The sequence below is a fragment of the Campylobacter concisus genome (genome assembly GCF_003049735.1).
Lineage (GTDB): Bacteria > Campylobacterota > Campylobacteria > Campylobacterales > Campylobacteraceae > Campylobacter_A > Campylobacter_A concisus_AN.
Genome location: NZ_PIRM01000007.1, coordinates 1 through 11,787 on the forward strand (window position 1 = coordinate 1; position 11,787 = coordinate 11,787).

General features: G+C 40.7%; 11 protein-coding genes. 1 reads left to right on the forward strand and 10 read right to left on the reverse strand.

Annotated elements, in window-relative coordinates; translation table 11 throughout:
- Positions 1-191 precede the first annotated feature (191 nt).
- Entirely contained in the window at positions 192-2,471 is a 2,280-nt protein-coding gene (locus CVS97_RS09665) for a molybdopterin oxidoreductase family protein (protein WP_413784190.1), read from the forward strand.
- A 148-nt stretch (positions 2,472-2,619) separates the two neighbouring features.
- Here CVS97_RS09665 and cmoA read toward each other — a convergent pair whose 3' ends face one another.
- The 10 genes from cmoA to CVS97_RS08710 are packed head-to-tail and all read right to left on the reverse strand — an operon-like array spanning position 2,620 to position 11,725.
- Complete coding sequence (cmoA, locus tag CVS97_RS08665; RefSeq protein ID WP_084042104.1) at positions 2,620-3,324, reverse strand: carboxy-S-adenosyl-L-methionine synthase CmoA; 705 nt, start codon at positions 3,322-3,324, stop codon at positions 2,620-2,622.
- A complete protein-coding gene (locus CVS97_RS08670) occupies positions 3,321-4,214 on the reverse strand; it encodes a bifunctional riboflavin kinase/FAD synthetase (protein WP_107785788.1) in 894 nt (297 codons plus the stop codon). The genes cmoA and CVS97_RS08670 overlap by 4 nt, the downstream gene beginning before the upstream one ends.
- Positions 4,180-4,893 carry a TlyA family RNA methyltransferase gene (locus CVS97_RS08675; protein ID WP_107785789.1) on the reverse strand — a complete coding sequence of 238 codons (714 nt, stop codon included), beginning with the start codon at positions 4,891-4,893 and terminating at the stop codon, positions 4,180-4,182. The genes CVS97_RS08670 and CVS97_RS08675 overlap by 35 nt, the downstream gene beginning before the upstream one ends.
- A complete protein-coding gene (gene ligA, locus CVS97_RS08680; RefSeq protein WP_107785790.1) occupies positions 4,883-6,826 on the reverse strand; it encodes an NAD-dependent DNA ligase LigA in 1,944 nt (647 codons plus the stop codon). The genes CVS97_RS08675 and ligA overlap by 11 nt, the downstream gene beginning before the upstream one ends.
- A 41-nt stretch (positions 6,827-6,867) precedes the next feature.
- Positions 6,868-7,728: an NADAR family protein gene (locus tag CVS97_RS08685; protein ID WP_107785791.1), complete on the reverse strand. Its 861-nt coding sequence runs from the start codon at positions 7,726-7,728 to the stop codon at positions 6,868-6,870.
- 31 nt (positions 7,729-7,759) lie between these two features.
- Complete coding sequence (gene folP, locus CVS97_RS08690) at positions 7,760-8,899, reverse strand: dihydropteroate synthase (protein ID WP_107785792.1); 1,140 nt, start codon at positions 8,897-8,899, stop codon at positions 7,760-7,762.
- Positions 8,896-9,516, reverse strand: a complete 621-nt coding sequence (locus CVS97_RS08695; protein ID WP_107785793.1) for a DNA polymerase III subunit delta' — start codon at positions 9,514-9,516, stop codon at positions 8,896-8,898. The genes folP and CVS97_RS08695 overlap by 4 nt, the downstream gene beginning before the upstream one ends.
- Entirely contained in the window at positions 9,517-10,059 is a 543-nt protein-coding gene (locus CVS97_RS08700; protein WP_085658247.1) for a HobA family DNA replication regulator, read from the reverse strand.
- Positions 10,059-11,261: an aspartate kinase gene (locus tag CVS97_RS08705; protein ID WP_021091541.1), complete on the reverse strand. Its 1,203-nt coding sequence runs from the start codon at positions 11,259-11,261 to the stop codon at positions 10,059-10,061. The genes CVS97_RS08700 and CVS97_RS08705 overlap by 1 nt, the downstream gene beginning before the upstream one ends.
- Positions 11,261-11,725, reverse strand: a complete 465-nt coding sequence (locus tag CVS97_RS08710; protein WP_021091471.1) for an RNA pyrophosphohydrolase — start codon at positions 11,723-11,725, stop codon at positions 11,261-11,263. The genes CVS97_RS08705 and CVS97_RS08710 overlap by 1 nt, the downstream gene beginning before the upstream one ends.
- Between the last annotated feature and the right edge of the window lie 62 nt (positions 11,726-11,787).

Sequence of the window (11,787 nt, forward strand, 5' to 3'; positions counted from 1 at the left end):
TTTTATAATAAATTTATCAATTTTAAATAAATTTTAAAATCCCTAAATAATTGACTTTAGTAGAATTAAATTAATTATAACTTAAATTAAAAATTTATTTTTATAGATAAAGAATTTTTATTAAAGATTAAGAATCCGACTAGTAATATTATCCATATAAAAATATGCATTACTGCATAATAAAGGAGAAAATGATGAAAGAAGGCAAAGTCATCTGTCCTTATTGCGGGACAGGCTGTCAAGTAACCTTGCATGTGGAAAATAATGTCGTTCGTGCCGCCACAGGCGTTGAAGACAATCCAGTCAATCAAGGAAATTTATGTTTAAAAGGCTTTTATGGCTGGGATTACGTTGCAAGTCCAGATAGACTCACAAAACCACTTATTAGAAAGAAAAATGGCGTATTTTCAAAAGATGGTGATTTTGAGGAAGCCAGCTGGGACGAGGCGCTTGATCTTGTCGTAGAAAAAATGAAAGAGACCAAAGCAAAATATGGCCCAGACGCATTAGCCGGAAATTTCTCAGCACGTTGCACACTTGAGGACAACTACGTTGCTCAAAAACTAATGCGCGCAGTAATTGGCACAAATAACGTCGACCACTGTGCTAGAATTTGACACGCTCCGACAGTAGCAGGACTTGCTAAAACAATCGGAAACGGAGCTGCCACAAATAGCTTTACAGAGATTGGCACTTATAGCAACTGTATATTAATGATAGGCTCAAACCCAGAAAATGGTCACCCAATCGCAGCTATGCACATCCAAAGAGCGCTAAACCGCGGTGCGAAACTAATCGTTATTGATCCTATTAAGACTGAGTTTGCAAGCAGAGCTGACATTCACTTACAACTAGAGCCAGAACATAATATTCCAGTTATCAACGCACTTCTTTATACTATCATCGAAGAAGGCCTTGTAAATGAGGAATTTGCAAGAGATCACACAATAGGTATTGAGTATGTCAAAGAAGCTGTAAAAGACTATGCTCCAGAGGTCGTGGCTAAATACACAAGGCTAAATCCAGAGGATATCAGAGCGGCTGCTAGAATGTACGCTACCACAAAGCCAGCTGTCATCACTCACGGCATGGGTGTAACCCACTTTAACCACGGCGTTGGCGGAGTTTGCGATGTATCAAATTTATTCTTGATCACTGGCAACATCTGCGAGCTTGGCACAGGCGACTTGCCGCTTAGAGGTCAAGAGAACGTTCAAGGCTGCTGTGATATGGGCGTTTTACCAAATATTTTCCCAAATCTTGGCTCAGTAACTGATCCAGAGCAAAGAGCTTGGTTTGAGAAAATGTGGCACCTAGAACCTGGATTTTTGAGCTCAAAAATAGGCGTTCACAAAACCGAAGTACCTGATGCGATCCTTGATGGCAAAGTGCATTTCTTCTGGACTATCGGCGAAAATCCAGTCATCTCTGAGCCAAATACAAACCACTTCTTAAAAGGTATAGCTCATGTTGATTTCTACGTGGTTCAAGATCTATTCTTAACCGAGACTTCACTAAAAGCTGACGTCATACTTCCTGGCGTTGCAAGTAGCGAGAAAGAAGGACTTTATACAAATGCAGAGCGCCGCGTACAACACAACGAAGCAGTCATCACACCTCCAGGAGATGCTAGACAAGACTGGTGGATCGTTTGCGAGATCGCACGCCGTTTAGGGGCAACTGAGGGCTTTAACTTCAACTCACCTGAAGAAATTTGGGAAGAAGTTAGAAAATGCGATCCAAGACGATATGGTGGCATGAGTTATTACCGTATCAAAAAATATCATGGACTACACTGGCCATGTCCAAATGAAGATGATATGGGCGGTCAGAGCCTCTATCTTGATAAGAAATTTTTCACACCTGATGGCAAAGGTCGTTTTGTGCCATGCCTCTTTGTGGATAAAGCCGATAAGATCGAGAGTGCAAAACTTGAGTTTGCTAAGAAGATGAATATGTCTCCTGAGTACCCTATCATGGCTGGCTCAGTCGATGAAAAGACTGACGATGAGTATCCGATACAGCTTCTAACCACTAGAAAGGTCTATCAATACACCGTTGGCACCATGACAAGACGCTCACGCGCCATCGAAGAGGGTGGAGATAGCATCGGACCTATCGCCGAAATGAATCCAGCACTTGCTGCAAGATATGGTTTAAAACAAGGCGACTTCATCAAAGCATGGAGTAGATATGGCTACATCGTCGTAAAAGCCGAAGTAACAGACATCGTGCCTGATGGCATCATCCAGATGACTTTCCACTACTGGGAGAGCTCTTGCAATGAGTTAACAAGCAGTGGCTGGGACTACATCAGTAAGACTCCGACATTTAAAGCAGCTATTCAGATCAAAAAGATCGATGAAGAAGAATTTTTACGAGTTCGCGAGCTAAAACGCATAAAATTCCAAACTTCAAAAATCATCTACGATGACTTCCACCACCACGGAAACGCAGCGATAAATGAGTAAATTTAGCGGGAATTTCCCGCTAAATTTCTTTACTACCAAATTTCATAATCCAAGAATTTTAACATTGCGAAGCCAAAAAATCTAAATTTTAACTTCACTGTCTATGGTTAAATTTTATATTTAAATACAAAAGCAGATATTTTTAAATTTATTTAAACGCCAAAAAACTCATAAAATTTCCCCATTTAAATGTGCTCTCGACTCGCTTAAAGCCAGCATTTAGGGCTAAATTCCTATTTTCTTCTTCGGTATATGGCACCAGCACATTTTCAAGTGCCTCTCTTTTTTGAGCGATCTCGTAGCGTGAGTAGCCTTGCGCTTGTTTGTAGTCTTCGTAAATTTCTATGACACTTTTAGTAAGCTTTTTATCTTCAAAGATGATCTTTTCACTAAACAAAAAGACTCCATTTTCATTTAGTCCGTTATAAATTTTTTGCACTAGATCGGCCCTTTTTGGCGGTCTGATAAACTGCAAAGTATAGTTTGCCAAAACTGCGTCAAAGCCTACTAGCTCACACTTTAAAATATCATCAAGCAAAAATTTTATCTTTGCTCCATAAGCTTTTGCCTTATTTTTTGCATTTGCTAGCATAGCTTCAGAGTTATCCACACCGCTTAGCACGAGATCGTTTCTAAGATTATTTAGTAAAAGTAAGCTATTTGCCGTCGAGCAGCCAAGGTCGCATACTTTTGCTGATTTTGGCAAAATTTTAGCTAGCAGCTTTGCATTTAAATTTGAGCTCACGTCGTAAAATGGTACCGAGCGCGAGATCATATCATCAAAAACGCTCGCTACAAAGTCGTCAAACTCAAACTGCTTGCTTATAGGCTCTTTAAAAATTTCATCTCTCATATACCAGCTCCGTATCCATCAAAGTATCTCATTGTCTCGTTACCAAAAAGATCGCACACGCCAACACAAGCTCTAGCCCTGTTTATATCGCATTTGATCTGTTCTTTTAGCTCGCTAAGATTATTAAATTTTTTATTATCTCTTAGACGTTTTATAAAACAAACCGCGACATGCCTCGTCACTTTTGGCGCGACCTCGTCTAAGATGTGCGTCTCGACACTAAAATTTCCATCCGTACTAAGCCTATTGCCTATAAATGTGACCGAGCCGTAGGTATATGAGCCTATCCTAGTTCTTGTGGCGTATACGCCGTCTTTAGGCAAAAGATAATTTTTTACATCCAAATTTAGCGTTGCAACTAGCTCCTTTGCACCGATGCCCTGTCCTTTTATCACATTGCCCTCGATTGAGTACTCCCTGCCTATTAGCCTGTTTGCCTCTTCGATGTTGCCTTGGCGTATCAGCTCCCTAATGGCCGAGCTATGCACGCCCATGCCGTCATAACAAACCTCATCAACGACAACTACCTCTCCATCAAAAATTCTTTTCAAATCGTGTTTATCCCATGCTCTATTTCTGCCAAATCTAAAATCAAAGCCAACAACGATCTTTTTTAAATTTTTAAAATCATGTTTTAGCAGCGCGATAAATTCCTCACCGCTAAGCCCTTTAATGGTATCAAAATCATACAAAAAGCAAGGGTAGTTTGAGTACTCCGCTCGCTTTAGCTTTGGCGTGATGTTGGCTTTATTCTTATCGATCACGACAAGTCCGCCAAACTCGCCAAGCTGCTTTAAAAGCTGTTTGTGTCCTCTATGCACGCCGTCAAAATGCCCGATCGCAACGGCAGTGATGTTATCTTTTGTTAAAAGCGTAAAAAAATTCGGCATTTCCCTCTTTCCCTTTTACTTCGCACTCTTTGCAAGCTATCAGTTCAAATTTCAAGCTACTTGCTAGCACTTCAAAGCGCTTCATCGCTAAATTTACAGCCTTAGCGTCGGTGACAACGCCTTTTTTGTTGCGTTTTACGCCGACACCCACTTCAAACTGCGGTTTAAAAAGCGTGATGATGAGCGAATTCTCACTTGCTAGCTCACAAATGGCAGGCAAAATTTCAGCTAAAGAGATAAAGCTAACATCGCAAGTTATTAGATCAAATTTATTTTGATGCGATTTTGCAAACCCCCTGACGTCAGTTTTTTCATAAATTTTTACTCGCTCATCACTCCTTAGGCTAGCATCTAACTGATCAGTGCCCACATCGACGCCAGTCACGCTCTTTACGCCACGCTCAAGCAAAATTTGCATAAAGCCACCAGTTGAACTGCCGATATCAAGTGCGTTTTTGCCTGCTAGATCAAATTTCATCGCCTCTAAAAAGCTCTTTAGCTTCAAAGCACCTCGCCCAACGTAAATTTCATCAAGCAGTGAAATTTTAGCCTCGCTAACCTCGCTTGAAACCTTGGTGCAAATTTCGCCGTTTGTTACCACCTTGCCAGATTTAATGAGCTCACTCGCCTTGTTTCTACTGATATTTAAAACGCTTGCGACATAGTTATCAAACCTCAAGTTTTAGCCTCTCATATTCGCTCTCATCGATCACCAGCACGCCTAGCTCATTTGCTTTATCAAGCTTACTGCCAGCCTCATCGCCTGCTAAGACAAAGTCCGTTTTTTTAGAAACTGAGCTTGAAACCTTTGCGCCAAAACTCTCAAGCTCGGCCTTTATCTCATCTCTTGGGCGGCTTAGCGTGCCAGTTATCACAACCGTTTTGCCACTTAGCGCGTTTGAGATGCTTTGCATCTGCGCCACGCTTGGCTGCACGATCTGGCTAAGAGCTAAAATTTCATCTCTATTTACCTCAGCAAAGTCAATTAGGCTATTTGCCATCTCCACACCAAAGCCCTCAAGCGAGACAAGCTCCTCAAAACTAGCATCAAGCCAGCCCAGCCCAAAACTACTTGCAAGCTTTTTAGCCGCCACTTCGCCGATGTGCTCGCAGCCAAGCCCCGTGATGAAGCGCGCTAGCTCCGCACCTTTGCTAGCTTCAATAGCATTTAAAAGGTTGCTTACTTTTTTTTCTTTAAATCCCTCAAGCGCCATGAGATCATCAAATTTAAGGTCGTAAATGTCTTTTATGCAAGAGATCAGCCCCTTGTCAAATAGCAAATTTACGATCGCATCGCCAAGGCCGTCTATATTTAGGCATTTTTTCGATGCGTAGTGAATTATTGAGCCAACCACTCTTGCCCTGCAGCTTAAATTTTGACACTTTAAAAATGCTCCCTCATCAAGCAGGTGCGAGCCACAAACTGGGCAAAATTTAGGTCTTTCTATCACCTCTTCGCTACCATCTCGTCTATCTTTATAAACTTTTGTTATCTTTGGAATGACGTCTCCTGAGCGAATGATGCCGATATAGTCGTTTTTCATGAGACCAAGGCGCTCGATCTCGTCAAAGTTATGAAGGGTAGCGGATTTTACATTTGCACCATCTATATTTACCTCATCAAGCACGCCAACAGGTGTTACTACGCCGCTTCTGCCAACTTGAAGTGCAACGTCTTTTAGCCTAGTCACCTTTTCAATGGCTGGGAATTTAAACGCCACCATAAATTTTGGAAATTTGACCGTATAGCCCAGCTCTTCGCAGCGTGCAAGGTCGTTTACGCGTATCACCATGCCATCCATCATTACGCTCTTTGCCTCACGGCTTGCCAAAAGCTCATTATACGCAGCCTCGAGCTCATCTTTTTTTAAAATTTTGAAAAAATCATCCCTCTCAAAGCCAAGATCACGCACAAATTTCATCACCTCGCTGTGATCTTTTAGCCCAAGGCTCTGCTCGCCCACGCCCCAAGGTATGAAAAGCAGCTTTCTTTTAGCAGTGACCGCACTATCAAGCTGTCTTAGGCTTCCAGCGGCTGCATTTCTAGGGTTTGAAAGTGGCGCCTCGCCTTCTTTTGCGCGCTCTGCGTTTAGTAGCTCAAAATCTTCTTTTTTTATAACAACCTCGCCCCTGATTTCAATTAGCCCTTTGTAATTAATGTTCTTTAAAACAGAATTTATCGTCTTTGCATTTTGTGTCACATCCTCACCAGTAACGCCATCTCCTCTAGTTATCGCCCTAACCAAAACACCATTTTCATAAAGCAAATTTAAGCTCGCTCCATCAAATTTTGGCTCAGCGACAAAGGTCAAATTTTCTTTATCACCACGCTTTAGCCACGCATCAAGCTCGGCTAGATCAAAAATATCTTCCATACTCCACATGCGTTTGATGTGATTAGCCTTGCTAAAGCCCTCTTTTACGGTGCCACCCACGCGTTTTGTAGTTGAAAAGATAGAAATTTCGCTTGGATTTGCCTGCTCATAATCAAGCACCGCGTGATATAGCGCGTCATACTCCTCGTCACTTGCAAGTGGATCATCCTCGTCGTAGTAGGCCTTTGCCCATGAATTTAGCGTCTCTACCGCTTTTTCATACTCTTGTTTTGTCATTTTTGCTCCAAATTTACACCGCATTTTATCTTAAACATACTTTATAAATGATCTAAATTTAGCTCTCTCGCGTCACATAAATGGACATTTTTATAGACCTTTGCTATCTCGTCCCTCGCCCTCATCAGCGCAAAGCCAAGTAAATTTTGCCCTCGCCACTTCATAGGATTTTGCGCATTTTCATCGCTTGCACCCAAACCTATACCCCAAATTTTATCAACAGGGCTTGCCTCAACCAAAACTTTACTACCAGTTTGGAGCAGAAAGTCTCGCAAAGGGGCATTTTGACTAAATTTTAGATAGCTCGCATTTAGCACGACGCCAAATTTAACCTCGTCCCAGACCTTAGCGTCAAAGCCTCGTACCTGCCTACCAAGCGCCTTCATCTGCGCTGGATCTTTGGCAGATAAAATTTGCTCCAAAGCCTCTTTATCGCCAAAGCACTCAGCCTTTTTAGCCATCATATATTGCTCGGCGCAAAGGTATTTAGTTTCATCTTGCCAAAAACTAGAGGCGTACCACTGACTAAGGCAACTTGCACTTATACTAGCGCTCTTTTGATGACCCCAAAATAGAAGAAATTTATCCGATTTTCCAGCGTTGTAGCGCTTTTTAAGCCATTTTAACTCATATCTAGGCTCATGCTCCCAAAGGTTAATGATAAAGTCATTGTTGATAAAAAGTGCACTCTCATCAAAACCTAGCCTCTCATCCCAGTATCCATGCCACGTTGCAGGCTCAGTAAAGAGCTGCTGATACTGGCACTGTTCATCTTGGCTGAGTGTTTTTAGCCAGTCATTAAATTTAAACTTATAATCCTCGCCAGCGCCCATCCTCCAGCCGATGGAAAATGGATCCATACTTGGAAATTTAATCCAAGGTGGCGGAAGTAAATTTCTCATCTGGCCTCTTTTATCAAAATTTAGCCTCGTCCTACCAAAGCGTGACTTGCCTCATCGCCTCGTGCATATCAAAAAGCTGTTTGTGCTCAGCCACGTCGTGCGCCCTTATGATCTGAGCGCCGTTTTCGAAGGCCTTTAAGTGTAGATAAAGTGAGCCTGGTAAGCGCTCTTTGACCTCGCTTGGATAATAGTGATTTATAACTGATTTGCGGCTAGCACCAACTAGTAGTGGGCAGTCAAATTTTAAAAAATGCTCCAAATGCTTGATAAGCAATAAATTTTGTTCAGCCGTCTTGCCAAAGCCAATGCCCACATCAAGCACTAGCTTTTTAGCGCCAAGCCCCTTTGCTAGGGCTATCTTTTGCTCAAAAAAGTCTGCTATCTCGCCGATTAAGTCATTATATTTTGGCGCAACCTGCATGGTGGCTGGATCGCCTTGCATATGCATCATGCAAAACTCAGCATCGTATCGCGCCGCAAGCGTGGCGAGTGAGGCGTTTGCTGTGATGTCATTTATCATTTTAAAGCCGTGATTTAGAGCAAATTCAAGGCAATAAGGATCAAAGCTATCAAGGCTAAATTTCGCCTTTTCGTGTAAATTTAGCCTATAAATTTCTTCAATGATATCTTTTATGCGCCTAAACTCCTCTTCACGGCCGCAATACTCACTCCCTGGCCTTGAGCTAACGCCACCAAGGTCGATGTAGTCTGCACCCGCTTCTAACATGTATTCTATTTTTGAGATACCATTTTGCGTATTTATGCGGCTTTGTTCGTTAAAGCTATCTGTGTTTATATTTGCAACGCCCATTATAAGAGGCTTTGTCGGCTTTATAAATTTTGTCTCTAAAAAGGCTGCTAAATTTTTAAGCCCAAAGTCTTGCAACTTCTCTTTTTTAGCTAGCTGCCTAAGCTGCGCATCTGTCGCCATTAGTAAGGCTTTATTTAGACTCTGCTTACCCAAAATCGTATCTTTATGCGTCACAAGCTCAGCTCCAACACTAAGTGCATCTTGTTTTAGGATATTTGCCGCTGGGGTTTTTATCTCATCTATAAAAATAAAATTTATCTCGCTCTTTTCATGCATGAGCTTCGCACCAGCAAGGCTTGGCGAGATGGCTTTGCAAATTTCATCAAAGTCACTTTTATTATTAATCTTATAAAATTTCAATGTCGTCCTTTTTGAAATATAGTAAGCAGCAGTGGCGTTAGCACGGCGTGAGACTTGGCATTTAGATCGGCAAGCTTGATAAGCGAGAAAAAATAATCCATCTCATCGCCGCTAAATTTATACCCGCTATCAACCGCCTTTGTCACTATAACGCCCACAAGCTCTTTTAGCTCGTTTTTGCCAAATTTCTGAGCTTGCTCGTCTGCTATCTTTTGATCGATAAAGCTTGTTAGCTCTTTTAGGCTAAGTGTTTTTAAATTTAGATCAAGAGTTATTTTTGGCTTTTTTGTGAGGTTATTTTCTATGAGCATTCTTGATCTAATCGTTGGTAGAAGTAAATTTTTACTCTGCGTTGCTATTATAAATTTGATATTTCTTGGAGGCTCTTCGATGATCTTTAAAAGTGCATTTTGAGCCTCTGTCCTAAAAGAATTAGCTTGTATTACTAAAATTTTTTCATCTTTTTCAGCAATGTAAGCTTCTGCGATGACCTCTTTTGCATTTTCTAGCAAAAAATCATCGCTTATAAAAAATCTTAAATTATTTATGCCAAACTCGCTTTCAAGTTTGGCTTTTAAATTTTCAAAATCGCTTGTAACGACGATTTTATTAAGCATTTAGAGTATCACCTTGGCAAAAAGCGCCGCATCGATGCTTTTATCAAAAATTTTGCAAAGGCTTATTAGTTTAACGTCTAAATTTTCATCGCTTGAGCTAAGAGTAAAGCTGTTTTGCGCCTGCTCGTCAAATAGCCACATATAACTATCCTCATCACTTTTGGCTAAATTCGCATATTTATCAAGGCTCTTTCCGATATAAAAAAACAAGTATCCATTTGGGAAAGCAAGACTTAGCATATCTTTTAAAAGCTGCTTTTGTTCATTTGTCTCTATCTCATCAAGCGATGGATAAAGCGATCTTAGGCTAAAAAATGGCAAAAACGGCCTTATGCTTTTTGAATGGTTCATCTTTTTTAAAAGATAAATTTCAAACCATCTTCGCTCTTCATCACTTATAGTTATAAAAGCCCTTCCTTCAAGTAAAAATTTAAGCCTAGATGCGAGCAAAGGCGTCCATTCAACACGCCTTTCCTCCATCCAGCTCATCAAAGGGCCTTCGTCCCTAATAGCCTTTAACGTCCACTGAATAAAATCTTGCATTATTTATCTAGCTTATAAGCATCGTGAAGTACGCGAACCGCTAGCTCACCATATTTTTGATCAACGATCATTGAAATTTTTATCTCGCTTGTTGAGATCATTTGGATATTTATACCCTCTTTTGCAAGCGTTTCAAATGCCAAACATGCTACGCCACTATGGCTCTTCATGCCGACGCCAATAACTGAAACTTTCACGATCGCATCATCAAATTCTATATGTTTTGCAGCTGAGAGCTTTTGCATAGTCTCTTTTGCTAGTTCAAGCTCATTTTGTGGCACTGTAAAGCCTAAATTTGTAGTGCCGTCATGTCCTACGTTTTGAATTATCATATCTACATTTATGTTTTCATGAGCTAAAGCTGTAAAAATTTCTGCTGCAATGCCAGGCTTATCAACTACGCCTCTTAGTGTTACTCTTGCTTGATTTTTATCTAGTGCTATTCCGCTTACTAAAACTGCTTCCATATTGTCATCTTCCTTTGCTATTAATGTACCTTCGTTGTGATTAAAGCTACTTCTTGTAATGAGTTTTACATTTAGTTTTTTTGCTAGCTCGACTGAGCGATTTTGCAGTACCTTTGCACCAGCAGAAGCTAGCTCAAGCATCTCATCATAGCTTATTTTCTCAAGTTTTTTTGCCTTTTTTTCTATCCTTGGATCAGTCGTATAAACGCCATCAACATCGGTAAAAATTTCGCATAGATCAGCATCAAGCGCTCCTGCTAATGCAACTGCACTAAGGTCGCTACCGCCTCTACCAAGGGTTGTGATATTACCTTTTTCATCTATACCTTGAAAGCCAGCCACAACTACGATCTTGCCAGCTTTTAGCTCGGCCTTTAGCCTAGCAGTCTCTATCCTTTCGATCCTTGCTTTTGTATGAATATCATCAGTAATAATGCCTGCCATCGCACCTGTCATACCTACACACGCATAGCCTTTTGCATTAAGTGCGATCGTTAAAAGCGCGGTCGTTACTTGCTCTCCAGAGCTTAAAAGCATATCAGTGGCGACGCCATCTGGATGTTTTGAAAAATACTCACTATATTCAACCAATTGATTTGTAACTCCGCTCATCGCAGAAACTACCACAACTACGTCTGCACCGCTATTTTTTGTCTCAATGACTCTATTTGCCACAGCTTCGATGCGTTCAAGTGTTCCTACGCTAGTTCCGCCAAATTTTTGAACGATCAACATCAAAAATATCCTTTCTCTTTAAAATAACTCAAAACCTTTTCATAAATAGGCTTTTTAAAGTGATTTATTCCCTCTAAACTTCTACCAAAATCTACAAATTTATACTCGCTAAACTCTGGATGCTCTGTCTTTAAATTTATGCTAGCTCCATTTTTAAGTCTAACCAAAAAATATTTTTGCGTCTGTCCATCAAATGGATAAAATTTCTTTGCCGCGTTTGCTGGAAAGTCGTAGCTTAGCCACTGCGGATACTCATCTAAGATATCGATTTTATCAGTTCCGATCTCTTCTTTAAGCTCCCTTTTTAAAGCCTGCTTTGGACTCTCGCCTTCGTCTATTCCGCCTTGAGGAAACTGCCAAATATCATCCATATCCACCCTTTTTGCGACTAAAATTTCACATTTAAATGGATACAAGCTAGACAAAATAACAGCTGCCACATTTGGTCTGTATTTTTTTTGCATGATTTTTCCAAAAATTTTATTTGGGATAATAACTAAAAAGAGTTAAGAGATAGATAAATAAG